Below are 25,852 nucleotides of genomic sequence, written 5' to 3'. Positions count from 1 at the left end.
TTCGAGATAATGTTCTTTGAAAACTAGATAACAGAAGTAATTCACATTCAATTGTAATGCAAGATATCACGTAGTGATTCTTTTTAACGGTTAAGTTAGAAAGGGCGCACGGTGGATGCCTTGGCACTAGGAGCCGATGAAGGACGGGACGAACACCGATATGCTTCGGGGAGCTGTAAGCAAGCTTTGATCCGGAGATTTCCGAATGGGGAAACCCACCACTCGTAATGGAGTGGTATCCATATCTGAATACATAGGATATGAGAAGGCAGACCCGGGGAACTGAAACATCTAAGTACCCGGAGGAAGAGAAAGCAAATGCGATTCCCTGAGTAGCGGCGAGCGAAACGGGATCAGCCCAAACCAAGAGGCTTGCCTCTTGGGGTTGTAGGACACTCTGTACGGAGTTACAAAGGAACGAGGTAGATGAAGAGGTCTGGAAAGGCCCGCCATAGGAGGTAACAGCCCTGTAGTCAAAACTTCGTTCTCTCCAGAGTGGATCCTGAGTACGGCGGAACACGTGAAATTCCGTCGGAATCCGGGAGGACCATCTCCCAAGGCTAAATACTCCCTAGTGACCGATAGTGAACCAGTACCGTGAGGGAAAGGTGAAAAGCACCCCGGAAGGGGAGTGAAATAGATCCTGAAACCGTGTGCCTACAAGTAGTCAGAGTCCGTTAACGGGTGATGGCGTGCCTTTTGTAGAATGAACCGGCGAGTTACGATCCCGTGCAAGGTTAAGCAGAAGATGCGGAGCCGCAGCGAAAGCGAGTCTGAATAGGGCGCATGAGTACGTGGTCGTAGACCCGAAACCAGGTGATCTACCCATGTCCAGGGTGAAGTTCAGGTAACACTGAATGGAGGCCCGAACCCACGCACGTTGAAAAGTGCGGGGATGAGGTGTGGGTAGGGGTGAAATGCCAATCGAACCTGGAGATAGCTGGTTCTCTCCGAAATAGCTTTAGGGCTAGCCTCAAGGTAAGAGTCTCGGAGGTAGAGCACTGATTGGACTAGGGGCCCCTACCGGGTTACCGAATTCAGTCAAACTCCGAATGCCGATGACTTATCCTTGGGAGTCAGACTGCGAGTGATAAGATCCGTAGTCGAAAGGGAAACAGCCCAGACCGCCAGCTAAGGTCCCAAAGTATACGTTAAGTGGAAAAGGATGTGGAGTTGCTTAGACAACCAGGATGTTGGCTTAGAAGCAGCCACCATTTAAAGAGTGCGTAATAGCTCACTGGTCGAGTGACTCTGCGCCGAAAATGTACCGGGGCTAAACGTATCACCGAAGCTGCGGACTGTTCTTCGAACAGTGGTAGGAGAGCGTTCTAAGGGCTGTGAAGCAAGACCGGAAGGACTTGTGGAGCGCTTAGAAGTGAGAATGCCGGTATGAGTAGCGAAAGACGGGTGAGAATCCCGTCCACCGAATGCCTAAGGTTTCCTGAGGAAGGCTCGTCCGCTCAGGGTTAGTCGGGACCTAAGCCGAGGCCGAAAGGCGTAGGCGATGGATAACAGGTTGATATTCCTGTACCACCTCCTCACCATTTGAGCAATGGGGGGACGCAGGAGGATAGGGTAAGCGCGGTATTGGATATCCGCGTCCAAGCAGTTAGGCTGGGAAATAGGCAAATCCGTTTCCCGTGAAGGCTGAGCTGTGATGGCGAGCGAATTATAGTAGCGAAGTTCCTGATTCCACACTGCCAAGAAAAGCCTCTAGCGAGGTGAGAGGTGCCCGTACCGCAAACCGACACAGGTAGGCGAGGAGAGAATCCTAAGGTGATCGAGAGAACTCTCGTTAAGGAACTCGGCAAAATGACCCCGTAACTTCGGGAGAAGGGGTGCTCTGTTAGGGTGCAAGCCCGAGAGAGCCGCAGTGAATAGGCCCAGGCGACTGTTTAGCAAAAACACAGGTCTCTGCGAAGCCGTAAGGCGAAGTATAGGGGCTGACGCCTGCCCGGTGCTGGAAGGTTAAGAGGAGCGCTTAGCGTAAGCGAAGGTGCGAATTGAAGCCCCAGTAAACGGCGGCCGTAACTATAACGGTCCTAAGGTAGCGAAATTCCTTGTCGGGTAAGTTCCGACCCGCACGAAAGGCGCAACGATCTGGGCACTGTCTCAACGAGAGACTCGGTGAAATTATAGTACCTGTGAAGATGCAGGTTACCCGCGACAGGACGGAAAGACCCCGTGGAGCTTTACTGCAGCCTGATATTGAATGTTGGTACAGCTTGTACAGGATAGGTAGGAGCCTTGGAAACCGGAGCGCCAGCTTCGGTGGAGGCATCGGTGGGATACTACCCTGGCTGTATTGACCTTCTAACCCGCCGCCCTTATCGGGCGGGGAGACAGTGTCAGGTGGGCAGTTTGACTGGGGCGGTCGCCTCCTAAAAGGTAACGGAGGCGCCCAAAGGTTCCCTCAGAATGGTTGGAAATCATTCGCAGAGTGTAAAGGCACAAGGGAGCTTGACTGCGAGACCTACAAGTCGAGCAGGGACGAAAGTCGGGCTTAGTGATCCGGTGGTTCCGCATGGAAGGGCCATCGCTCAACGGATAAAAGCTACCCCGGGGATAACAGGCTTATCTCCCCCAAGAGTCCACATCGACGGGGAGGTTTGGCACCTCGATGTCGGCTCATCGCATCCTGGGGCTGTAGTCGGTCCCAAGGGTTGGGCTGTTCGCCCATTAAAGCGGTACGCGAGCTGGGTTCAGAACGTCGTGAGACAGTTCGGTCCCTATCCGTCGCGGGCGCAGGAAATTTGAGAGGAGCTGTCCTTAGTACGAGAGGACCGGGATGGACGCACCGCTGGTGTACCAGTTGTTCTGCCAAGGGCATCGCTGGGTAGCTATGTGCGGACGGGATAAGTGCTGAAAGCATCTAAGCATGAAGCCCCCCTCAAGATGAGATTTCCCATTCCGCAAGGAAGTAAGATCCCTGAAAGATGATCAGGTTGATAGGTCTGAGGTGGAAGTGTGGCGACACATGGAGCTGACAGATACTAATCGATCGAGGACTTAACCATTTTTGAATGTGTGCTTATTGTTATCTAGTTTTGAGAGAATTTTTTCAAAAAAACTCTTGCTTTTTCTGAAATACATAGTATAATAATACATGTCACTAAAATGTCTGGTGATGATGGCGAAGAGGTCACACCCGTTCCCATGCCGAACACGGAAGTTAAGCTCTTCAGCGCCGATGGTAGTCGGGGGTTTCCCCCTGTGAGAGTAGGACATCGCCAGGCAGACTTCATTCCGCAGTAGCTCAGTGGTAGAGCTATCGGCTGTTAACCGATCGGTCGTAGGTTCGAATCCTACCTGCGGAGCCATTTATGGAGAGCTGTCCGAGTGGCCGAAGGAGCACGATTGGAAATCGTGTAGGCGGTAACCCCGTCTCAAGGGTTCGAATCCCTTGCTCTCCGCCACTAATTATTAATACATAACAAACGAAAAAATACCAGGGCCCGTTGGTCAAGCGGTTAAGACACCGCCCTTTCACGGCGGTAACACGGGTTCGAATCCCGTACGGGTCACTTATATGATGGAGGATTAGCTCAGCTGGGAGAGCATCTGCCTTACAAGCAGAGGGTCGGCGGTTCGAGCCCGTCATCCTCCACCATTATCATCGCGGGGTGGAGCAGTTCGGTAGCTCGTCGGGCTCATAACCCGAAGGTCGCAGGTTCAAATCCTGCCCCCGCAACCAAAAAAATGGTCCGGTAGTTCAGTTGGTTAGAATGCCTGCCTGTCACGCAGGAGGTCGCGGGTTCGAGTCCCGTCCGGACCGCCATTTATATAAAAAGGCTCGGTAGCTCAGTTGGTAGAGCAACGGACTGAAAATCCGTGTGTCGGCGGTTCGATTCCGTCCCGAGCCACCATTTGCCGGCCTAGCTCAATTGGTAGAGCAACTGACTTGTAATCAGTAGGTTGGGGGTTCAAGTCCTCTGGCCGGCACTCTAAATGATGGAGGGGTAGCGAAGTGGCTAAACGCGGCGGACTGTAAATCCGCTCCCTCAGGGTTCGGCAGTTCGAATCTGCCCCCCTCCACCATTTTATAAATAGGGGCATAGTTTAACGGTAGAACAGAGGTCTCCAAAACCTCCGGTGTGGGTTCGATTCCTACTGCCCCTGCCACTATATTATTTATTCATCTTTAGATTATGGCGGTTGTGGCGAAGTGGTTAACGCACCAGATTGTGGCTCTGGCACTCGTGGGTTCGATTCCCATCAATCGCCCCATATTATCATTGGGCTATAGCCAAGCGGTAAGGCAACGGACTTTGACTCCGTCATGCGTTGGTTCGAATCCAGCTAGCCCAGTTGCATTTTTTTAAAATAACTGCATAAGATGTATTAAGTTCTTTACATGCTGCGGAAGTAGTTCAGTGGTAGAACACCACCTTGCCAAGGTGGGGGTCGCGGGTTCGAATCCCGTCTTCCGCTCCAAATTACGGCGGCATAGCCAAGTGGTAAGGCAGAGGTCTGCAAAACCTTTATCCCCGGTTCGAATCCGGGTGTCGCCTTTCTTTTGCCGGGGTGGTGGAATTGGCAGACACACAGGACTTAAAATCCTGCGGTAGGTGACTACCGTGCCGGTTCAAGTCCGGCCCTCGGCACCAATTTAACTTAGGACGCAACATGTTAAATTGGTCATCAATTTTTATATTACAAAACATATATGAGAGTGATTTGCATATTGCAGATCACTTTTTTTATATAATAAAAGCGTCAAGACTATGAATATAAATTTCTTGCTTTTATTGTGTATACTGCATTACCATAAAAAAACTTTACTAAAACCGTTGACACTTTATAAAATGCATGTTATATTTATATACGTCAGTTGAACACGACGTATTACATGCCGGTGTGGCGGAATTGGCAGACGCGCACGACTCAAAATCGTGTTCCTTCTGGAGTGCCGGTTCGACCCCGGCCACCGGTATTACTTGCTCTTTATAAGAGCCGATAAGAAATTTCAAAACGCCCCTGAATGTTGGTCTACCAATGTTCAGGGGCGTTTTGCGTTTTTGAAGAACAAGACACAAAACGATATGTTTTTAAATCTTTTTGCACAAATTTTACACAGGAACCTCATTGGCGGCCATTTCCTCAAAAATGTTTACTGTCTCATTTTCATCTCTGGGACTGACTCCTGTTTTTGAGACAGGGATCAAAACACCTTTAAACAGCCAGCTGTTTTCAGACGCACTTTCTTTGTAGGCGTGGTTACTGGTACAGTTACAAAGCTGTTTTCTTGAGAAGAATCCCCAAGAATCTCAATATTTTCGGGGTTAGGAAAACGCATCATACGATTGTATCCTAAATCTTTTTGAACACCGTTAACAACGGCATATTCAAATCCTGACCAATCTAATTGATCATCAGAATTATTTTTTAATGAATATGTAATCTGGGCATAGATGAAGGTACTTAAATCTTCTTTTAATGAGTTTTGAAGGTCGCTATGGTATTGATCAGCCATATTACTCACAGTAAGAACTTTTACACCTGTAAGATAAACACTTAAATCTCCAACTTTTAAAACTTGGTTCAGATCTTTAGATGATTCTAAAGTGACTGTACCCACATTGGGATCTTCTACACTATCTCCTACAGTATTCAATGTCTTTCTTTCTTCTTTTGAGTTGGTTGTATCAGTGGACTTTTCAGCAGAAATTTCCGTGTTCTCTGTGGTAAGAGTTTTAGAATTGTTACTATCACATGCAGATAAAGCTAAACAAATGAATGCAGACAATAATAAAATACAATATTTCTTCATTTGTAATATTTCCCGCTTTATGCTTATGAAGCAAGAATATCACATATGAAGATAAATCTTTCCTACTTGAATAAATTTCTCAATAGCTTATTTGTTGCCTTGCCTGCAGCACGACGGGCCATCCTTTTTCCGAGTGTGCCGTTTTTGGTTGCTTGAACATCGCCGAGAATACGCGCGATCTTGTACAATAAACCCCTTGTTTTTTAATGTTCATGATTATCGGAATTACACAAACAAAAACACTTAAAATATTTTTACACAAATTTTGCAAGGGTAAAAGAAAACCTTTATATATCAATGGTTCGAGGGGTTTATTCGACCCCGGCCACTGGTATAAAATCTAAGTACACAATTTATTAAATACTATTACCGAAAAAGACAGGAAGTAATTCCCTGTCTCTTTTTGTTATTGAAAATTATAAAATAATGGAGTGAAGAAATGGATGAGATGAAAGATATTCGTTCAAATAAAGGTTACGACTTACTATTAAGTGAATTCTTAATATTCCTTACTATCCCATCGTACTACCACCTAGACCCATGGTAAAATAAAGGAATAATAGAGGAGGTTTGTACCTTGGTTTCTGTGGAGTTACAAGATTATTTGCAATACCATATTGTATTAAAAAATGAGAGTTTACATGTTAGGGATGCATCGGAAGAGAATGGCATTATTCATATATCAGTAATTAAGCGAACGGCGAGAACAAGAAGGATTGTTGCAAGGCTAATGGTTGGGATTAATACGGACTTACAGGGAATAGATAAAATTCCAACAAAACTAACGAACAGTTTTAAAAGTCCGAATACGAAAAAGCAGGTTGATCTTTCTGATGAAACCTATGAATGGATTCGTTTTGGGTGGATAATTCGTGAAATTCGTTTAGAAAAAGATGAGAGAACAGTAAAAACAGAACGATACCGAATGGGCTTTATACTTTATCAACTGAGCTTAAAGGCAGAACTAGAATCAGAAAAGGAGAGTAGAAACTGGATAAGTGATTGGAATAAGCAGTGGGAAGTTGCCAGGCGTAGCAATGTGCCAGGTTTTGAACAAGACCAGCGCGCAGATGTTGTTTCCCTATTAGCAAAGCACTTAGATGAAATTGCAAGTGAGACAGATAGGGTTTTAGCTGGGGAGGCAAAATTAATTAAGAGTATTCATCCATCTTGGCGTTTAAGGAAACAAGTAGTATTCCTACATTTTTTGATTGCTTTATACCAACTGTCATGTACGGAAAAACATTTTGATTGGAAGCAAATAGGTGCCACCTACTATCGGATAATAGGTGGATCAAAGCAGTTTGATGCTTATAAAAAGGAATTTATTGAAGAAACAGAAAACCTTCTTCAGCGTCCAATTCAATTGTTAGGTCTGGCAAGTATGGGGACAATTACACCATTGTTTTTTACTGGGCCAATGCAAGGGGACTACGTGGATTATAGTTATGGTACTGTCCATGCAACGACAGATCTAGCTGTTTTTTCGGAGACGTTTAATACGAAAGCAGACGTGTTGTGGCTGGTTGAAAATAGAGGTGTGTTAACACGTATGGCCTACGAGGAAGAATTTTTAAGAGGTACGAAAAGCTTTGTATTAGGTGTGGATGGACAAGTTAGGTCTGCACATAGACTACTAATTTCGCAAGTAGTAACGTGTGTCAGTCAAGTTATTATTTGGACCGACGTTGATGAAGCAGGTTATCAGATTGCCGAGAAATTATATAAGTTAACACAAGATGAACATGTCCTAACAAAATGGATAGTGCCACCATTAACCGTGGTGACTGAATGGGAAACTTTTGCAAATAAATATCAACAATCCATACAAATGAGGAAAGAAGAGCAGGAACAAGAAATTGGAGGAGTAGAGCTGTGGAAAAAGTGGATCAATCATTAATTTCGATCTTTGCTGTTACAGATGATAAACCTGAGCTACTACAATCGATGCGTGATATTGCCCAACTTTCGGGTGTATTAACGGAATTAAGTGATAAGGAATATTTTCAGTCACCAATCCACGTACTTCGTTTCCTCCGAGTGTTAAATATTATTAATCTAGAAGCACTCGGTATCGCAGAACCAATTGAAAGCGAGGAAACGTTATTTTATCGCTATCGCAATGTATATGGCTATGATGAAGCAATTACGCAGGGTTACATGAAACATCTTGTGTTCGTTTTGGGAAAATTCAATTGGGTAGCAAAAACAGCAAAACGAATTAAAATGCGTGATGTAGGAAAACGAATGATGGATGTACTAATTCGTTTAGCTAATGATTCTCTTGCTTATTATCTTAATGATGATGTGGCAAGGTCTCTCTTTCAAGCAAAAAGAGATGCAGAACTAAGTGAAGCATATGATGATAAAGGGATTTCTGGCGGGAATAAGCTTGCTAGTATGATTAAAAACGTGGAAGAAGCTGTATTGCTTCTCTATGAGAGGGAGCTTGAGTATTTAGCAGACCGAAATGCATTAACACAAGTAGAAGTGATTCATCATCTGATGACAGAGCTAGAAGGTAAGATGGCAGAACGAATGGAGAAATTTGAAACAGTAGATCAAGAGCTTGTGTTTTCCGATATAAAACAACGAGGTACGGCTGCGATTAGTGATGGGACAAAAATTAGCCTTGGGACAATTAATAAAATTCTAAAGTTCGCCCACCTACAAGAAACGGATTTTAACCATAGAATCAAGCCAGAAGAGTTTCGCACGTTCATCGTAAAATCGTTTGATCCGCCTCTTGGTTCAGAAATACCGAATGCACATCAAATACTAAGCTTCATGGAACAAGGACAATACGAGGACGAAAATATAGATGGTCTATGGGCGCCAGTGAAATTTGCTAGCCCGCTATCACCGAGGGCCATTGATGAGGGAATTAACTATATCGAAAATTATGAACCTATTACAGAAGAGATAGAGGAAACAGTGGAAGAAGAATTTACAGGCACAGAAGAAATAATGGAAAATCAGTTGGATGAAATAATGGGTGATTCGAAATGGCAAATGACGAAACAAATGATACACACAGAGCGGATTGAAGCATATCTGGAGGAAGTAGAAGAAGCGGGCCTTGACGAACTAATTATTCGGTCTGGATCATCCAAATGGAGTGACGTACTCAACGGATTAATTGGTGTTTCAGCACTAGTGGCTAATAAAAAAGCTGACATTGATGAATATGCGAAAAAGAAACTGCTTGATAACAAAGATCAACGTGATTGGAGGTGGAGTGAGGATGAACAAGGAACATATGGAATTAGAAAACGAGGAAGAAATCACGAACGTTAATCCGTTAGCAACCCTACAATCGATAAAAGGATTTTTAACTACAGAGGAAGAGCTTGCATTTATGCAAATCCTATTCTCATCGTCTGCTACAATTCGAAGTGGGAATTTTGGACTTTCACGTAAGGAAGTAGAAAAAATAATTGGTATTACAGATGATGATCAAGCATTTTTTTCTTTTCTCAAGCGAGTAAACCAAGCTGTTAGTCGTTATATGAAAGTGATTTATGATGAGCGGAGAAATCAAGTGGTAGTCCTCATGCGCGTGCCCGCAAAACAAGCAAAAACACTATTAAATAAACAAAGTCTAGCTATTCTCATGTTTATTTTTTATCACCAGGAAGTACTACAGAATGAATATACACTCTTTTCCCAATTGATTAATAGTTTTGGTCACGAATCATTGCAGGTAACACGAAAAATTCAAGCTAACTTGGATCCGCTGAAAAAGATTGGGGCAATTGAAGTATATGATACGAGCTCAGAGGAAGAAGCCTATCAACTTACATCTATCGGTGCTCATTTGTTTTCGAATTCCTTTTTACGAAGATACACCGAGTTTAGTCAATCGAATCAGTTGCACATGGATGATATCTTGCGGTTCTTTAAACGCTACAACATGAATGGAGGCACAAGTAATGATTCCATGGAGACTTAAATTTTCAGGAATACGGGATTATACGCCGACAGTTATGGATTTCTCTGATAAAGATCACCATATTTTAATATCTGGACCAAATGGTGCTGGAAAATCAACGGTTACGTTTTGTATGGGTGGCGTTCTTTATTCAAGTAAAGTTGATCTTGAAGGGTTAAAGTCAAACAACCTTCCAACAGACCAAACGTGGCGAGCAAAGGTTGAATTGCTGTTTAAAAATGATGGGCAAATCAAGGTTGATGCGCCACAGTTTGTGCAGTTTCGATTAGACATTGAACAGAAACCGGGTGATCCGATAAAAAGAGAATTTTATATTCAAGAGGGGGAAATCATTGACAAGTGGGAACGGGAAACGAAATATTCTTCTGGAGATCGGAACTTTAACTTTACTGAATATAAAAACCAGATTCTCTATAAATATGCTGTTGATCCGGATGAATTTTATTTGATTTGGTATCAAAAAGAGGTAAACCAATTTGCAGTGATGCATCCAGAAGAACGCTTCCGTATTTTCAGTGAAATGAATGGTATTGATAGAATCCAGAAAAACTGGGAAGAAAGCAAAGAACTTGTAAAAGAAACGGAGCAGACCTTGCAGGAAGCAGAGGGTAAACAAGGTCTTAACAAACTCCAGTTAACTCAAAAGAAAACGGAATTAGACAGGTATTATAATCGAAATGAGCGGTTAGAAGACGGATTCAAGCAGTATCTTTCAGCTCTTAAATGGTTGGAAAAACATCATCTTAATCAAATGAATACTTTAAAAGATCAAATAGAGACACTAAAAGCAGACAAAGAGGAGAAAATTACAGACAAGCAGCAAGATTTAATTTTACAAGCAGACCAGAGAGAAGAGCATGAAAAGTTTCAGTCAGCAATCACTCAAATGGAGTCCCGTGAAATCGGGCTAGCCGATGAGCTAAATCATTTACAGAAAGAGATAACCAGACATACAGATAAGGTGGAGGCTATCTCAAACGAAATCGAGGAAATTACGAAGAGAGTAGAACGAATAGGCATGACTGAAGAAGAAGTAAATGAAGCTTTGGTTAATGCGGAGGAAAAGTATGTTTCTATTGATGCTTCAATGGAAGAAAAGCAACAGTTGTTGAAAAGAAATAAACAAAAATTAGATGACCTAACCCCGCAAATTGCTGAACTAAAAGTGAAGATTGACCAAGACAGTGCTAGGGAACAAGACGTGCGTAAACTTATTGATGCATATAAAAGTAGTCAAGCTGTGCAGGAAGAGATGGAGTTCAATGAGCAACGACTAGAAAATGCAAAAAATGAAAAAGGGAAACTTATAATTAAAAAAGACAATTTAGAAAAAGAACTAGAAAATCTTAGAATGAATCGCGTTTACAGTTCTCGTCAGGAAGTGTCTATCCAATACTTCAAAAAGCGAAATATAGAAGTCTATCCTTTGCGGGAGCTTGTTGAATTAGATGAAACAGCTAAGCCGAATGATGAAGATTTGTTTGATACGATAAAGTATACGTTGTTTGTGAACCAAAAGGATTTTCATGCGCCAAATGATTTATACCATGTCCCATTGCCAAATATTGTTCCGGAAAAAACAATTACACAACTTCCGGGTAAACATTTGCAGATAAAAGAAAAATTAAGAAATAATCTTTATCCGCTTGCGGTAAAAGCACTGTGGTGGGTTAAGAGCTTTTTTGAAAATGAAAAACCACAGATTCAAAATGGTGTGCTTCTCGATGCGAGAGGGATAAGAGGTCCTCAAGAGGAAAAGCGGATTATTCTAAGTGAAAAAGTTTTAAAAAAATATCAACTACAAGTAGAAGATGAGCTTGATAGGGTTGGCAATGACATTAGCATTCTATCCAATGAAATAGATGAATTAACACGTAGAAATAGTACGCTATTTCGAAGACGTGAATCTTTAAAAGATGCGGAAGCCTTTTTGATAAAAGAAAATGAACGAGAATGGCGAAAGAGTAAGCATTACAATCTAAGTAATGAAAAACTTGAACTCGAAGAAAATAGGGATGAGATTCAGGGAGAGTGGAATAGGCTCAATGAAGAGCGTGCTGACTGGAAGCAAAAGGTAGAAACCTTTAAAAACTATCAGGAAATTTTTATTCAGTATGAAAAAGAGAAGGGAAAAATAACAGAAGTACGCCAATTGAAGCAATACTTAATTGAGTTAGAAGAAGAGAAGAAGAATAAAAATGCACAGTTAGAACAACTTGGTTCTCTTTTAGATAAGAAGCGACGTGAAGAAAAGAAATTAAATCGGGACATAGAAGATTTGAAAGAAAGCCTCCTATACAAAGACCGAGAAATTGAGTCAATAGAAAGGCAAATCAAACATCGGTCTGAAGAATATTTAACAAATGAAGAGAACTATTCAACAATCAAACATGACATCCAAAGGTTATTAGATTCTGTAAAACAGGAATTAAAAGATTTTGCATTAGAGCTTACAGAACTACCTAATGTAACTAAATCTGAGGCAGAAGACATGCGAGAAAGTGGGAAAATTAAATACTCTCATGCAGCAAATGAAACAGGGATTGATGAAGCTGCTCCAGAAAATTATCAAAAAATGAAAGAAGAGTATGATCGTTCTGCAACAGAAGTGAAGACATCCAAACTATTGTTAGAGGAATATACAGAGCGTATGGAACGTCTAAAAGAAGACTTAGAAAGCACAATTAATAGTAAAGTTATTGGTGTTAATCAAAAGTTTGTCCATTATATGTCTCTGTTTGGCTTTCAAGGGGAGATAGATTGGGATATGAGAACAGACCGACGTCATCAAATCCACTATGCTTTATATATTAAAGCACATAAAGAAGGACATCGAGGAAAATTAGAGGATGTAAGTGTTAAAGCAAGAGGCGGCAAAGTAGGAAAAGGGGTATCTGGTGGGGAAGAGTCTCTTAGTTCCTTACTATTTGCTTTGGCATTATTACAAACAATTCAAGCAACACCAGGCTATATCGTACTCGATGAGTTTGATAGTGCACTCGATGAAGGACGTAAAGATAAAGTGTTTGAGTTATATGAACAGGAATTAAAGCGGAAAATGATAATCTTAACTCCTAAGTCTCATGAAGCAGAGTATCTATATCGTTTTTCTAAAGCATATGTTGTTCATCACAATCCCAATATTCCGCAGAGTAAGATCTTTAAGGTGAAAAGAAGTGAAGAAGTGCTAAAATGATTTACAGTCATTGAAATGAACTCGTTGGTCAGACCAACTATTGGACAAATATTCAGGAAGATGGTTAGACTCATTTTTATAATCTGTATTTTATTACTTATGAACGAACACTATTGTGGTGAATTTATACAAAGTGAGTTATTATAAACCAAAAACGTAACATGATTTAGAGAACGTATTGACAACAATACGAAGCTGCTTTTCATCAATGTGTGTATAACGTAGAATACGGTCCACCGGTATATTGAAAAACACAATTCTTCATATAAGAAACGGGTTTTTATATTTGATCTAAGAAAGGAGCCAAGCTTATTTGAGAGCTCCTTTTTCTAATTTATTCAGTGTTGGTCTAGGATCTCTCCTAGCACCTCTTCAAGCTCTTCTGTATCTTCAAGCTTTGATTGGCTGAAGCGGACACGTACGAGCTGTTCTCCGTCATTATACATCTCTTCCAGCCATCCTCGCAGTCCTCTTGCCGAAAGTTTTTTTAAAAATGACCTGTTAGATCTTCCCCTTTTTCTCAACAGACATACGTAAGAAAGAGGGAAAAGAATTCGTTTGATTCATACTTTTTTCTATTATTTTCCTGCCTTCGGGCAGACTAAGAATAATATTGCTGATGAATTACACAGAATGTTTTTAGCCGGTGAGCTGCAAATCACGGTAGAGAGGATATAAACAATATTTCTGAAAGGCTGAGAAACGGCGATCTCAATTTAGAGCGATTAAGCGGTGAAGACGCGTTTATAAAAGAAACGGTAAATGAGGCTTTAAGAAGAGTGGAGCAATAAAATAAAGAGACGGTGTCTCAAGACATCGTCTTTTTTGTATGACTTTGTTTCAGTTCTCTGCAAGATAAATGCGAATCAATTTGAAATTGTTTATCCAGGAGCCAACCTTTTTCCGACAGGAGTACTGACAGTTCACCATCAAGATGGACAACTGCATCTAATTGTTCATGCAGCGCTGTGCTAAGGCAGAGATTTGCGATTTCTGTTATTGCGACAGTATACTTTTTTATGCTGGTCTGTTAAGAAAATATTTATCTCTGCGTGTATACAACTGCTATAATGAATAACAAATTTTTCGGGGGGGAGTGGGATGATGAAACAGATTATTGCGATGGGCGGCGGCGGATTCTCGATGGAGCCGGAAAATTTATCCCTCGATCAATATGTCATCACGCAATCAGAGCGAAAGTCGCCTCGTATTTGTTTTTTGCCGACGGCGAGCGGTGATTCTCAAAACTATGTGCAGCGGTTTTATCGTGCATTTCAAACACTTGATTGTGTGCCGTCTCATTTATCGTTGTTTAAGCCGCCGTCAACAGATTTAACTTCTTTTCTTATGGAAAAGGACGTAATTTATGTCGGCGGGGGAAATACGCGGAATATGCTTGTGTTGTGGAAGGAGTGGGGATTGGATCTTATTCTGAGAGAAGCATGGAAGAGCGGTGTGGTGTTAGCCGGATTAAGCGCGGGTGCAATCTGCTGGTTTGAAGAAGGAGTGACAGATTCAGCCGGGCCGCTGACCAGTATGAAAAGTTTAGGTTTTTTGCAAGGGAGCTTTTGTCCTCATTATGACGGCGAAAAGGACCGGAGACCGATGTATCACCAGCTGATATCTAACGAATTCTTGTGCGGCGGCTATGCGACGGACGATGGAGCGGCTCTTCATTTCATAAATGATCAGCTGTTTCAAACAGTGAGTTCAAGACCAGTTGCAAGGGCATATCGGGTGATGAGGGGGAAACATGGAATAATTGAAACTCCATTGCCTGTCAAATATTTGGGTTGAATTTGCTGAATATTTTCTATATTCCTCTTTTTTTTCGAATGTTTTTATGTTAAGATGAGTCCGAAATCAATAGTTACTGGGGGTGCCCGTCTGAGCGGGCTGAGAGAGAAGCGGCGGCTTCTTAACCCTTTGGACCTGATCTGGTTCGTACCAGCGTGGGGAAGTAAAGGTTTTATTATTGTTGAGGAAAACAATAATAGTTTCTTTCTGACTGCAAAACCGGGTTCTCCAATGAATCCGGTTTTTTTGTGCTGGTGCTGAGCTTGGTTCTGTTATTCAAATGGATAAGGGAGAGATTTGTATGCAAAATCAATCAGTACAGCAAGCGAACATTTCTATTATGTCGAGTTTTTCAGGCAGTAAAAAGGTTTATGTAAAGGGTTCTTCGCCTGACATACGAGTGCCGATGCGGGAAATCAGCCTTAGTCCGACAACGGGGGCGTTTGGGGAAGAGGAGAACCCGCCGGTCCGTGTTTATGATACGAGCGGACCGTATACAGACCCGGATGTACAAATTCAAATTCATGAAGGTCTGAAGCCGCTCCGCACAAAGTGGATTACAAAGCGCGGCGATGTGGAGGAATATAACGGACGGACCGTGAAACCTGAGGACAACGGCTATAAAAAAGAGGGCCGTGCCGCCGAATATCCCGGTTTACAGCGGAAACCGCTGCGGGCCAAGGCAGGGAAAAATGTGACACAATTGCATTATGCGAGAAAAGGCATCATTACGCCGGAAATGGAGTTTATCGCAATTCGCGAGCATGTGTCTCCCGAATTTGTCAGAGACGAGGTAGCCAGCGGCCGGGCGATCATTCCGTCAAATATTAATCATCCTGAAAGTGAACCGATGATTATCGGCAGGAATTTTCATGTGAAAATCAATGCAAATATCGGCAACTCAGCTGTTACATCTTCTATTGAAGAAGAAGTTGAAAAAATGACGTGGGCGATTCGCTGGGGCGCCGATACGATGATGGACTTATCCACTGGGAAAGATATTCATACGACACGTGAATGGATCATCCGCAATTGCCCCGTACCTGTGGGGACGGTGCCGATTTATCAGGCGCTTGAAAAAGTAAACGGCATCGCTGAGGATTTAACGTGGGACATTTATCGAGACACATTGATTGAGCAGGCGGAGCAGGGCGTGGATTATTTCACCATCCATGCCGGCGTATTGCTTCGTTACGTCCCGTTAACGGCCAAACGCACGACGGGAATCGTATCCCGCGGCGGGGCGATTATGGCGCAATGGTGCCTGGCTCACCATCAGGAAAGCTTTCTGTACACGCACTTTGAAGAAATCTGTGAAATTATGAAGACGTATGATATTGCATTTTCTCTTGGAGATGGGCTGCGTCCCGGCTCGATTGCGGATGCTAATGATGAAGCGCAGTTTGCGGAATTGGAGACTCTCGGAGAATTGACGGAAATCGCGTGGAAGCACGATGTGCAAGTGATGATCGAAGGACCGGGTCATGTGCCGATGCATAAAATTAAAGAGAACATGGACAAACAGCTGGAAATTTGTAAAGAGGCGCCTTTTTATACACTCGGCCCATTAACGACTGATATCGCTCCGGGCTATGACCATATTACTTCGGCGATCGGCGCGGCGATGATCGGCTGGTACGGGACGGCGATGCTTTGTTATGTCACGCCGAAGGAGCATTTGGGCCTGCCGAATCGTGATGATGTAAGAGAGGGAGTCATTACGTATAAAATCGCGGCCCATGCGGCAGACCTTGCCAAAGGGCATCCGGGTGCTCAGATCCGGGATGACGCTCTGTCTAAGGCGCGGTTTGAATTCCGGTGGCGCGATCAATTTCATTTGTCGCTTGATCCTGAAAGAGCAATGGAATATCACGATGAAACGCTGCCGGCTGAAGGCGCAAAAACGGCTCACTTCTGTTCGATGTGCGGCCCGAAGTTCTGCAGCATGAGAATTTCTCAGGATATTCGCGATTATGCGAAAGAAAACGGTCTGACTGAAGACGATGCCCTCAATGAAGGATTAAAAGAAAAAGCAAAAGAGTTTGTCGAGAAGGGAAGCCATTTATATCAATAAAAAAGAAAAGATGAGGATGGAGTGTGTCCATCTTCATCTTTTTTTAGAAAAACGGTGACCGGCGAAACGGCGGAATGCTCTGCTCAAAGCGGAATACGTTTTCCGGGTCATACTTCGTTTTGACTTGGCGGAGGCGGTCAACATTTCCTCCGTAATATGTCCGCAGCCAGTTTCTGATGTCTATATCAGGCCAATTCACGTAATCCCCCATCGTTTCTCTTGAAAGAGACGTTCTCAGCTCTTCGATCCAGCGGACGTTTTGTCTTTCCTCTTCAGGAGATGTCCAGTTTGTTATATATTCCTGGGCAATGATTGCATCGCGATAGTAGAATGCCGTTTGATCCGGAGCGATCCGTCCGGCCGCCCCGCCGAGAGATTGCTGCCAGACACTGGCGTTTTTATTCGGAGCGTGCTCCAAGTAGTATTTTAAAGCAGAAATTGCGCGTGTTGACAATGGTTTTTCAATAAAGGATCCTGACCGCTTCATCTTTTGCGGCTCATTGCCTCCCGGGCTGTTAAAAAAGGCTGCCGCTCTGATAAACGGAACTGTCTTGACCATGCCGCTTGTCGGGTTTCCCGCTTTCATTAACGGAGCCAGCAGTTCTTTCAGCTCATTTTTTGTTCCGATAAATTGGCCGAGCGCTTCTATGCGGTTGACTTCTTTAGGCCAAGACTGAATGGATGAAGTAAGGCGGTTATCTGTAAATGGAGCCCAGCGCTGCCACGTATTAAATACCTCTTCGAAATCATCCCAGCCCCAAGTGACAGAAAAAACAGTCACGTACGAGATCGGCACGGCTTTAAACACCATGGATGTGACAATGCCGAAGTTGCCGCCGCCTCCGCCCTGAGACGCCCAAAATAAATCAGGATGCTTTGAGCGGTTGACTGTTATCAATTCAGCACCCGCTTTTTCGTCTGCTGTGATCATCTCGAGTTGGAGGAGACGATCGCAAGTCAGGCCGGCAGCCCTTGTTAAATATCCGATTCCTCCTCCGAGCGCCAGCCCCGTGATTCCCACATTTGCAATGGTTCCCGCGGGAAGAGTCAAGCCGTACCGCCAGAGTGTCCGGTACACTTCTCCCAAATCGGCACCCGCTTCAATCGAGACCAGCCGTTTATCTTTATTCACTCTTATTTTCTTCATTTCACTGAGATCAATGACAAGCCCGTCATTTAACAGGGAAAAATTCTCGTAGCTGTGTCTTCCGCCTCTGATGCGGAAAGGCACGTTATTCTCACGCGCCCATCTCAGTGCATTGACGGCATCATGTTTGTTTTGGCAAAACACAATGATGTCCGGATATCTTTGCAGGCTTAAATTGATATTGGTTCTTGCTTCATTATAGTCGGGGTCATCTTTTCTGACGATGCGCCCGGTCAATGTTGTCTTTTCCACACTCTCACTCTCTTTCATCGGGATCTGTTATTTCTTCTAACATATGCGGAAAAATAAGAGAGTGTATGAGGAAAACCCCCGGAATGAAACGATATTTTAAATTATAGTTGACAGGTAGGGATTGTATGAATTAACATAGTCAGTACATATTTCCAAACGTTGGCTGATCGGATCACCGAAGGCTCTTATCTTGTAAACAGATAAGGGCCTTTTTTTGCGTGAAAGCCATTGGATGAAAAGCGGAGGGATGAAAAGTGGCGTTAAAAAAGGCATCACATGTGCGCAAAAAAAGTAAAAAGCGAAAAAAGTACAGAAAACACACATTGAATTTCGAACTGCTTGTGGAGAAAAACAAACGGGAGATTATGAGAAATGAGGAACAGATGGAGCAGATTTATATAAAGATAGATGAAAAGCATGCGGGGGTTCGATCAAAATGAAGGGGAACACTTTGAGGATGAAAACAACGGGCATCATACTCGCGCTGTCGGTATCATTCATGTTATCAGGGTGCGCGTTAGGGAGTGCCGGAGAAGAACCGTCTTCTGCGGCGGATAAAAAACAGGAAACGCGTATCGCCCATGTCAAAACAAAGAAATTTAAAGCTTCTCATCCGGAGGCGCTTCCCGTTAAATCGAAAGCCAGAACGGACACTTTTGTTGCGGGGATTTCCGCGCCGGGGGGAGTGTTTCTGCCGTACTTTTATGAAAACGGCTGGGATGGAAATGCGACAGATCCTATTTTTGAACCGTTAGTCAAGCTGGATAAAACGGGTAAGCCCGCACCGGCACTTGCTGAAAGCTGGACTATTTCCAAAGATCAGCTTACCTACACGTTCCGCTTAAGAAAAAATCTCGTTTTCAGTGACGGTTCGCCGCTCACCGCAAAGGATGCCGCATTCACTTTAACACTGCTGCATGATCCCGCTTACGCAGGCTATGAAGATATCACCACGGCCTATATTAAAGGCGGCAAGGCTTATAAAGAAGGAAAAGCAAAGACGATAGAGGGCATTCGCGTCCTTGATGACAGAACCATTAAAATCACGACTGAGAAAGTCAGTGCGAAGTCGCTGCTTCTTTTAGGCGGGCAGGTGCTGTCGGAAGCTTACTACGGAAAGAATTATCGGTTCGGCAAACTGGACTATTTAAAAGAGCTTTATGCCAAACCGCTCGGAGCAGGGCCTTATCAATTTACAGAATACCTCCCGGGACAGGAAATACGCTATCAGGCAAATAAACACTATTATTCCGGAAAACCGAAAACAGAAAAGCTGATCTATAAAATTATTGATCCGTCAACTTCCCTTCAGCTGTTTGAAACGGGTGATCTTGATTACGCTTCATTTTCTCCTGATGATGATACGGTTGAGCATTTAAAAAGCCTCGGTTTTGCGAATATAAGCGTCTCGGTCGTGAATGATTACGGGCTTGTGTACGTGAATCATAAGCGTCCGCCTTTTCAAGATAAGAAAGTGTCCCAAGCGCTTATTTACGGGCTGGACCGTCAAAAAATCGTCGATGTCCGCTTTAAACATTACGGAGAAGTCGCTAATGTGCCGGTGTCTCCGGTTTCATGGGCTTATGATGACAAAGGAGTCAATCCGTATACGTTTAATCCGGAAAAAGCCAAGAAGCTTCTTGATGAAGCAGGCTGGAAAATGGGGAAAGACGGCGTGCGTGAAAAAAACGGCAAAAAGCTTGAAATCAGCTATTACACGTCTAAAGCGGATGATGATTTCATCCCGATCGCGAAAGAAAATTACGCGGACATCGGAATCTCATTAAAACCGGAAGTGATGGATTTTAATACAGAGGTAGCGAAAATAAATGATAAACAGTACGATCTTGCCGCCGTTTCCACCTCGCAGATTCTTGATCCGAATGACACGGTGGAAAAGCTGGCTTCCGGCCATCCCAATAATGTGACGGGGTATTCCAATCCGAAAGCGGACCGGCTGATCGAGAAAGGAGCCGGCACGCTTGATATCAGCAAAAGAAAAGACATTTATCACCAGCTGTACCGGGAGCTCGGGGAAAACCCGCCTTACATTCTGATTCATTACCGTCAGAGCGCAAGGGCGGTCAGCGGAAAAATAAAAGGGCTTGAGCCTGACAATTATTCGGGAATCAGTTCGAGTCTCTCAAACGTGTCAATTCAGTAGAACAATGGCGCAAAATACCCGGTGTCCATGGTATTTTGCCCTTTCAGCGGAAGGGAGAGGCTTTTTGTGAAACGGTATGCCGCAGAACGGTTCATTCAAATGCTTGTGATCTTATTCGGTACGTCCTTTATTATTTTTTTCTTATTCGCGATGCTGCCGGGCGATTACATTGATTCCAATGTCAACCTGACCCCGGAGAGGGCGAAGGAGCTAAAAGCGCTTTACGGCCTGGATCAGCCGATTTGGCAGCGTTATGTGACGTGGCTCGGCAATGTGCTCAGCGGAGATTTGGGATTCTCTTTGAAGTATCAGGAAAACGTCCTGTCACTGCTTCAGAAATATGTCTGGAATTCGTTTTTTGTCGCGTTTTTGGCTTTGCTTGTCACATGGTCTGCCGCGATGATAACGGGTGTCATATCCGCTGTCAGGAAATACTCATGGTTTGACGGGATCGTAACATTTTTTGTGATTGCTTCCATGGCGTTCCCGTCTTTTTTTATCAGCCTTCTGTTTATTAAATGGTTTGGAGTGGATTTGAAAATATTGCCCGTCGGAGGGATGGTTGATACCGGAAGCACGAGTTCTGGTTTTTCGTACGTGCTTGAAGCTGCCAGACATATGATTCTTCCGGTCGTGATTTTATCTATGCTCGGCATCGGCTCACTGACAAGATATTTCCGCTCCGGGATGCTTGATGTGATCAGGCAGGATTATATCAGAACAGCGAGAGCGAAGGGGTTGAAAGAGCGCAACGTCATTTGGAAACATGCGCTGAAAAATGCGCTCCTTCCGGCGATCACCCTGCTTGCTTTTGAACTGCCGGGTCTGTTTTCCGGGGCTATTATTATTGAACAGATTTTCGGATGGCCGGGTGTCGGCCGTATTCAGCTGGAATCTGTGCATTATCGGGACTACCCGGTTTTGATGGCGTTTACTTTGTTTTTGTCTTGTTTAACGATTGTGGGGAATTTTTTGGCGGATATCGCTTATGCCGCGGTTGATCCGCGAGTCAGGCTGAAATAGGGGGTGTTTTGGGTGAAACAACAAAAAGGGGCGCCGCCTTCTCTTTGGAAGCAGACGTACCGCCGCCTGCTGCATCATAAGCTGACGGTCATCAGTCTTCTATTCTTATGTTTTATGTTTTTATTGTGTTTTATCGGGCCGTCTTTTTCTCCGTACATAACGGATCGGACGGATATTTCAAATGCCAATCAGCATCCGGGGGTTCATCATTGGCTTGGCACCGACCAGTACGGGAGAGATGTGCTGACGAGGCTGATGCTGGCGGGGCAGATTTCTCTGACCGTGGGGCTTGCTTCGATGGTGCTGTCACTTGTCATTGGTTCATTGCTTGGGGTTGCGGCGGGATTTTATCGGGGAGCCGCTGATATGATCATTATGCGCATCGCTGATATGCTCATGTCCATCCCGGGTCTGCCGCTGCTTTTGATTTTGGCTGCGGTGATGTCGGAGTGGAAAGTGCCTTCTGAATACAGGATGTACCTGATTATGATGATGTTAAGCCTGATCGGATGGCCCGGTTTGGCGCGGCTTGTACGCGGACAGATTTTGTCGCTGAAGGAGCAGCCGTTTATGATGGCCGCGGAAGTTTTGGGGCTCAGTGATAAACGGAAAATCCTCTATCATTTGCTTCCCAATACATTGCCGTTACTCATGGTAGCGGCGACTTTGCATGTGGCGGGGGCGATGCTGAGTGAATCGGCGCTGAGTTTTCTCGGACTCGGTGTTGCTCCGCCGACTCCTTCTTGGGGAAACATGATGGAAGCGGCAAATCATTATATGGATTTTACACTCCGCCCGTGGCTGTGGATACCGCCGGGTACGGCCATTTTTCTGACCGTTGTGGCGATTCATCTGCTTGGAGACGGTTTAAGAGACGCTTTTGATCCTAAGGTAAAACGGCAGGTGAAAGTGAAATGACAAAACCGCTTTTAGAAGTGAGGCACTTGGAAACCGTTTTTTATACGGAGGAAGGTGCGGTAAAGGCCGTGGACGATGTCAGCTTTACGATTCATGAGGAGGAAACGGTTTGCATTGTAGGGGAATCCGGCTGCGGGAAAAGCATGGCGTCATTGTCCATTATGCAGCTCATTCCCGAGGCGGGAAGAATCGAACGGGGAGCGGTGCATTTTTCAGGAAGAAACCTGTTGAAACTGAAACAAAAAGAAATGCAGAAAATCCGCGGCTGCGAAATCGGGATGATTTTTCAGGAGCCGATGACCTCTTTGAATCCGGTGTTTACAATCGGTGAGCAGCTGACGGAACCGATTCGCGAGCATTTATTGCTGAGTAAGAAAGAGGCATGGAGGAAGGCGGTTGAACTTCTCACGTTAGTGGAGATCCCCCATGCCGAGCAGATGATGCACCGATATCCTCATGAGCTGAGCGGCGGCATGCTGCAGCGCATTATGACGGCTGTCGCGCTCAGCTGCGATCCGAAACTGATCATTGCCGATGAGCCGACGACGGCGCTTGACGTAACCATTCAGGCGCAGATATTGGATTTATTGCGGGATGTGAAAAAGCAATTTCACACGTCTATTTTATTCATTACCCATGACCTTGGCGTGGTTGCCGAAATGGCTGATTATGTGATTGTCATGTATGCGGGGAAAATTGTGGAGGAAGGACCGGTTGCGGAGCTGTTTTCCGATCCGAAGCATCCGTATACGAAAGGGCTGCTCGCGGCAAAACCGGTTATCGGTCAAAGGAGAGAGACGCTCTATACCATCCCGGGCCAGGTTCCCGCGCTTGCAGACCTGTCCGGATCGTCTTGTTATTTTGCGGAGCGGTGTGAACACAGCACGGCAATATGCCGGAGGTCGAGCCCGCATTTTACTGAATTCGGGAAAGGGCATCAGGCGGCGTGCTGGCTTTACGGAGAGGAGAAAGCAGATGAGTGATGTGTTGCTGGAGGTCAAAGGGCTGAAAAAATATTATGAGGAGCAGGGGGGGATGAGAAAGGCCCGCAACAATCCCGTAAAAGCGGTGGACGGCGTCAGTTTTACGATAGGAAAGGGAGAAGTGTTCGGTTTAGCGGGTGAATCGGGCAGCGGCAAGTCATCAATCGGAAAAACCATTTTAAGACTTCATGACAAAACAGAGGGAGAGGTATTTTTTCAGGGGCGAGATGTGTTCCGGATGAACCGGCGTGAGCTGAAAACATTCAGATCGGAAGCGCAGCTCATTTTTCAAGATCCGTTCAGCTCTTTAAATCCTAGGCGACGGATCGGAGAAGCCATCGGTGAAGCGATGATCGAGCACCAATTGGCGGTCAAGCGGAACGCGCGTGATAAAGCGGCGGAGGTTCTTGAATCCTGCGGTCTTTCCGCAAACTTTATCGACCGTTATCCGCATGAGTTTTCCGGAGGGCAGCGGCAGCGGATCGTGATTGCAAGAGCGATGGCGCTTAAGCCGCAATTTATCATTATGGATGAACCCGTGGCGGCATTGGATGTCTCCATTCAGGCGCAGATGATCAATTTGTTCAGCAGCCTTCAGCAACGGCACGGGCTTTCATATTTGTTCATTTCTCATGATTTAAGCGTGGTGGAGCACTTATGTACAAAGGTTGCGATTATGTATTTAGGGACGATTGTGGAATACGCGTCAAAAGAGGAGCTTTTTTCACGGCCGCTTCATCCTTATACAAAAGCGCTGTTATCAGCCGTGCCCGTTCCTGATCCCCGAGCGAAAAGGGAGCGGGTGATGTTAAAGGGTGATATTCCAAGTCCCTCTGATCCGCCCTCAGGCTGTAAATTCCGAACGAGATGCCCGGCAGCCGAGAAGATATGTGCTGAGAAAAGCCCGCTGCTGTCGGAGAAGGGGCCTCAGCATTTTGCAGCATGCCATTTTGTATAATTGAGAAAAAGCATTTTTTATTGATAATACACAGGAAAAACCTGCCGGACAGACCGGCAGGTTTTTTGATGTTATTTTGGTAACGGCAGTCCGAGCCCTTCGGCAACGCGTCTGCCGTATTCAGGGTCAGCTTTGTAGAAGTGGCCGATCTGGCGCAGCTTAATTTCTTCCTTTTCCACAGGTTTCATCGCACCGACGATATTGGCGACAAGGCGTGCGCGCTCTTCCTCGCTCATCAGGCGGTACAGATCGCCGGCTTGTGTGTAATGATCATGATGATTATAGCTTACACTGTCAGCCAAACCTGATACAGGATATGCCGCCTGTTTATCTTCAGGTGACTCTTTCGGACCTCCGAAGCTGTTAGGCTCGTAATAGACGGAGCGGCCGCCATTATCATCAAAACGCATTTGCCCGTCACGCTGATAGTTTTTCACTTCATTGCGGGAACGGTTGATCGGCAGCGCCTGGTGGTTCGCGCCGACACGGTAGCGATGGGCGTCATGGTATGCGAACAACCGGCCTTGAAGCATTTTGTCAGGTGAGACGTCGACGCCAGGGACTAATGTTCCGGGAGAGAACGTCGCCTGTTCTACTTCCGCAAAGTAATTTTCCGGATTGCGGTCCAGAACCATGCGGCCGACTTCAATGAGCGGATAGTCTTTTTGAGACCATACTTTTGTGACGTCAAACGGATCAAAGCGGTATGTGTTTGCGTCTTCTAACGGCATGATTTGAACATATAATTTCCATGCGGGGAAATCGCCGTTTTCAATCGCGTTGAATAAATCTTCCGTATGGTAATCGGGATTTTCGCCCGCGAGTTTTGCAGCTGTATTGACATCAAGGTTTTTCACGCCTTGTTCTGTTTTAAAGTGATATTTAATCCAGACACCTTCGCCTTTATCATTTGTCCATTTAAATGTATGGCTTCCGAATCCGTGCATATGGCGAAGGGTTGCCGGAATGCCCCGGTCTGACATCAGAATGGTTACCTGATGCAGTGATTCCGGTGAAAGAGACCAGAAATCCCAAACGGCCGTCGGGTTTTTCAAATGTGTTCTCGGATCTCTTTTTTGTGTATGGATAAAGTCAGGGAACTTAATAGCATCGCGGATGAAAAACACGGGTGTATTGTTTCCGACGATGTCGTAGTTTCCGTCTTCTGTATAAAACTTAACGGCAAATCCGCGCGGGTCGCGCACTGTGTCACTAGAGCCCAGTTCGCCTGCAACGGTTGAGAAACGGACAAAGAGCGGTGTGCGTTTACCGACTTCTGACAGAAATGCGGCTTTCGTATATTTTGTAACGTCATTTGTGACTTCAAAATAACCGTGTGCGCCCGCGCCTTTTGCGTGAACGACACGCTCGGGAACGCGTTCTCTGTTAAAGTGCGCCAATTTCTCAAGCAGATGGACGTCTTGTATTAAAGCAGGGCCGCGATCTCCGGCCGTCATTGAGTTTTGGTTATCTCCGACAGGAGCGCCCCAGCTGGTTGTCAATTTATTTGAACTCATGTGATCACCTCTTTAGATTTATAAAAACATAATATCACCTATCAGTAAAAAGTCAATATTATTTTATAATGATTATAAAATAATTATTTTTATTATCGGAA

General features: G+C 44.7%; 15 protein-coding genes, 16 tRNA genes, 2 rRNA genes, 2 pseudogenes and 1 riboswitch. Of the genes and pseudogenes, 31 read left to right on the top strand and 4 right to left on the bottom strand.

What is annotated here, in order from left to right; all coding sequences use genetic code 11:
* Positions 1-88 precede the first annotated feature (88 nt).
* From ACXN9U_RS10255 to ACXN9U_RS10170, 18 genes are all read left to right on the top strand, one after another.
* Positions 89-3,017 (top strand): 23S ribosomal RNA (locus tag ACXN9U_RS10255).
* A gap of 103 nt (positions 3,018-3,120) precedes the next feature.
* Positions 3,121-3,236: ribosomal RNA gene (rrf, locus tag ACXN9U_RS10250) — 5S ribosomal RNA — on the top strand.
* Positions 3,237-3,245: 9 nt separating this feature from the next.
* Positions 3,246-3,320 (top strand) — tRNA-Asn (locus ACXN9U_RS10245).
* 5 nt (positions 3,321-3,325) lie between these two features.
* A tRNA-Ser gene (locus ACXN9U_RS10240) sits at positions 3,326-3,416 on the top strand.
* Between the two features lie 36 nt (positions 3,417-3,452).
* Positions 3,453-3,524, top strand: a tRNA-Glu gene (locus ACXN9U_RS10235).
* Between the two features lie 10 nt (positions 3,525-3,534).
* Positions 3,535-3,610 (top strand) — tRNA-Val (locus tag ACXN9U_RS10230).
* A gap of 7 nt (positions 3,611-3,617) precedes the next feature.
* Positions 3,618-3,694 (top strand) — tRNA-Met (locus ACXN9U_RS10225).
* Between the two features lie 7 nt (positions 3,695-3,701).
* A tRNA-Asp gene (locus ACXN9U_RS10220) sits at positions 3,702-3,778 on the top strand.
* A 12-nt stretch (positions 3,779-3,790) separates the two neighbouring features.
* Positions 3,791-3,866, top strand: a tRNA-Phe gene (locus ACXN9U_RS10215).
* A gap of 3 nt (positions 3,867-3,869) precedes the next feature.
* Positions 3,870-3,942, top strand: a tRNA-Thr gene (locus ACXN9U_RS10210).
* Positions 3,943-3,953: 11 nt separating this feature from the next.
* Positions 3,954-4,038 (top strand) — tRNA-Tyr (locus ACXN9U_RS10205).
* Between the two features lie 10 nt (positions 4,039-4,048).
* Positions 4,049-4,122: transfer RNA gene (locus tag ACXN9U_RS10200), tRNA-Trp, on the top strand.
* A gap of 29 nt (positions 4,123-4,151) precedes the next feature.
* Positions 4,152-4,227, top strand: a tRNA-His gene (locus ACXN9U_RS10195).
* 9 nt (positions 4,228-4,236) lie between these two features.
* A tRNA-Gln gene (locus ACXN9U_RS10190) sits at positions 4,237-4,308 on the top strand.
* A gap of 51 nt (positions 4,309-4,359) precedes the next feature.
* Positions 4,360-4,434 (top strand) — tRNA-Gly (locus tag ACXN9U_RS10185).
* A 6-nt stretch (positions 4,435-4,440) separates the two neighbouring features.
* Positions 4,441-4,511 (top strand) — tRNA-Cys (locus ACXN9U_RS10180).
* A gap of 7 nt (positions 4,512-4,518) precedes the next feature.
* Positions 4,519-4,607: transfer RNA gene (locus ACXN9U_RS10175), tRNA-Leu, on the top strand.
* A 244-nt stretch (positions 4,608-4,851) separates the two neighbouring features.
* Positions 4,852-4,933: transfer RNA gene (locus tag ACXN9U_RS10170), tRNA-Leu, on the top strand.
* Positions 4,934-5,161: 228 nt separating this feature from the next.
* On the opposite strand, the gene ACXN9U_RS10165 is transcribed toward ACXN9U_RS10170, so the two are convergent.
* Complete coding sequence (locus ACXN9U_RS10165) at positions 5,162-5,770, bottom strand: hypothetical protein (RefSeq protein ID WP_489201592.1); 609 nt, start codon at positions 5,768-5,770, stop codon at positions 5,162-5,164.
* Positions 5,771-6,356: 586 nt separating this feature from the next.
* Here ACXN9U_RS10165 and ACXN9U_RS10160 point away from each other — a divergent pair.
* The 4 genes from ACXN9U_RS10160 to ACXN9U_RS10145 are packed head-to-tail and all read left to right on the top strand — an operon-like array spanning position 6,357 to position 12,918.
* Positions 6,357-7,670: a toprim domain-containing protein gene (locus ACXN9U_RS10160; protein WP_235588412.1), complete on the top strand. Its 1,314-nt coding sequence runs from the start codon at positions 6,357-6,359 to the stop codon at positions 7,668-7,670.
* The gene (locus tag ACXN9U_RS10155) at positions 7,646-9,067 is read left to right on the top strand and encodes a hypothetical protein (protein ID WP_060963245.1); all 1,422 of its coding nucleotides are present in this window, start codon (positions 7,646-7,648) and stop codon (positions 9,065-9,067) included. Before ACXN9U_RS10160 ends, ACXN9U_RS10155 begins: the two co-directional genes overlap by 25 nt.
* Positions 9,015-9,722, top strand: coding sequence for a hypothetical protein (locus ACXN9U_RS10150; protein WP_060963244.1), 708 nt, complete (start codon positions 9,015-9,017; stop codon positions 9,720-9,722). The genes ACXN9U_RS10155 and ACXN9U_RS10150 overlap by 53 nt, the downstream gene beginning before the upstream one ends.
* The gene (locus ACXN9U_RS10145; RefSeq protein WP_489201591.1) at positions 9,703-12,918 is read left to right on the top strand and encodes an AAA family ATPase; all 3,216 of its coding nucleotides are present in this window, start codon (positions 9,703-9,705) and stop codon (positions 12,916-12,918) included. The genes ACXN9U_RS10150 and ACXN9U_RS10145 overlap by 20 nt, the downstream gene beginning before the upstream one ends.
* A 338-nt stretch (positions 12,919-13,256) precedes the next feature.
* Here ACXN9U_RS10145 and ACXN9U_RS10140 read toward each other — a convergent pair.
* Positions 13,257-13,394, bottom strand: a pseudogene (locus tag ACXN9U_RS10140) (sporulation protein); the annotation flags it as partial.
* 157 nt (positions 13,395-13,551) lie between these two features.
* Here ACXN9U_RS10140 and ACXN9U_RS10135 point away from each other — a divergent pair.
* The 3 genes and pseudogenes from ACXN9U_RS10135 (at position 13,552) to thiC (ending at position 16,789) form a co-directional block, all read left to right on the top strand.
* Positions 13,552-13,709 (top strand): annotated as a pseudogene (locus ACXN9U_RS10135) (hypothetical protein).
* A 313-nt stretch (positions 13,710-14,022) separates the two neighbouring features.
* Complete coding sequence (locus ACXN9U_RS10130) at positions 14,023-14,715, top strand: Type 1 glutamine amidotransferase-like domain-containing protein (protein WP_060965064.1); 693 nt, start codon at positions 14,023-14,025, stop codon at positions 14,713-14,715.
* 68 nt (positions 14,716-14,783) lie between these two features.
* Positions 14,784-14,894: riboswitch (TPP riboswitch) on the top strand.
* Positions 14,895-15,016: 122 nt separating this feature from the next.
* A complete protein-coding gene (thiC, locus tag ACXN9U_RS10125; RefSeq protein WP_060963243.1) occupies positions 15,017-16,789 on the top strand; it encodes a phosphomethylpyrimidine synthase ThiC in 1,773 nt (590 codons plus the stop codon).
* Between the two features lie 43 nt (positions 16,790-16,832).
* Here thiC and ACXN9U_RS10120 read toward each other — a convergent pair whose 3' ends face one another.
* Positions 16,833-18,188 (bottom strand): FAD-binding oxidoreductase, encoded by a 1,356-nt coding sequence (locus ACXN9U_RS10120; protein ID WP_060963242.1) that lies wholly within the window; start codon positions 18,186-18,188, stop codon positions 16,833-16,835.
* 254 nt (positions 18,189-18,442) lie between these two features.
* Here ACXN9U_RS10120 and ACXN9U_RS10115 point away from each other — a divergent pair, with 254 nt between their 5' ends.
* From ACXN9U_RS10115 to ACXN9U_RS10090, 6 genes are all read left to right on the top strand, one after another.
* Positions 18,443-18,628: an FbpB family small basic protein gene (locus ACXN9U_RS10115; protein ID WP_060963241.1), complete on the top strand. Its 186-nt coding sequence runs from the start codon at positions 18,443-18,445 to the stop codon at positions 18,626-18,628.
* The gene (locus ACXN9U_RS10110) at positions 18,625-20,352 is read left to right on the top strand and encodes an ABC transporter substrate-binding protein (RefSeq protein ID WP_489201590.1); all 1,728 of its coding nucleotides are present in this window, start codon (positions 18,625-18,627) and stop codon (positions 20,350-20,352) included. Before ACXN9U_RS10115 ends, ACXN9U_RS10110 begins: the two co-directional genes overlap by 4 nt.
* 66 nt (positions 20,353-20,418) lie before the next feature.
* Positions 20,419-21,375 carry an ABC transporter permease gene (locus tag ACXN9U_RS10105; protein ID WP_489201589.1) on the top strand — a complete coding sequence of 319 codons (957 nt, stop codon included), beginning with the start codon at positions 20,419-20,421 and terminating at the stop codon, positions 21,373-21,375.
* A gap of 12 nt (positions 21,376-21,387) precedes the next feature.
* Complete coding sequence (opp4C, locus tag ACXN9U_RS10100) at positions 21,388-22,293, top strand: oligopeptide ABC transporter permease (RefSeq protein WP_060963238.1); 906 nt, start codon at positions 21,388-21,390, stop codon at positions 22,291-22,293.
* The gene (locus ACXN9U_RS10095; protein ID WP_060963237.1) at positions 22,290-23,276 is read left to right on the top strand and encodes an ABC transporter ATP-binding protein; all 987 of its coding nucleotides are present in this window, start codon (positions 22,290-22,292) and stop codon (positions 23,274-23,276) included. The genes opp4C and ACXN9U_RS10095 overlap by 4 nt, the downstream gene beginning before the upstream one ends.
* Positions 23,269-24,234 (top strand): ABC transporter ATP-binding protein, encoded by a 966-nt coding sequence (locus ACXN9U_RS10090; RefSeq protein ID WP_489201588.1) that lies wholly within the window; start codon positions 23,269-23,271, stop codon positions 24,232-24,234. The genes ACXN9U_RS10095 and ACXN9U_RS10090 overlap by 8 nt, the downstream gene beginning before the upstream one ends.
* 71 nt (positions 24,235-24,305) lie before the next feature.
* Here the strand turns inward: ACXN9U_RS10090 and katA are convergent, their stop codons facing one another.
* Entirely contained in the window at positions 24,306-25,751 is a 1,446-nt protein-coding gene (gene katA, locus ACXN9U_RS10085) for a catalase KatA (RefSeq protein ID WP_060963235.1), read from the bottom strand.
* Positions 25,752-25,852: the final 101 nt, after the last annotated feature.

It is taken from the genome of Bacillus sp. BACIII (assembly GCF_057836745.1).
Note: the sequence above shows the minus strand (reverse complement) of the source record. Positions and strands in the feature narration are given on the sequence as shown.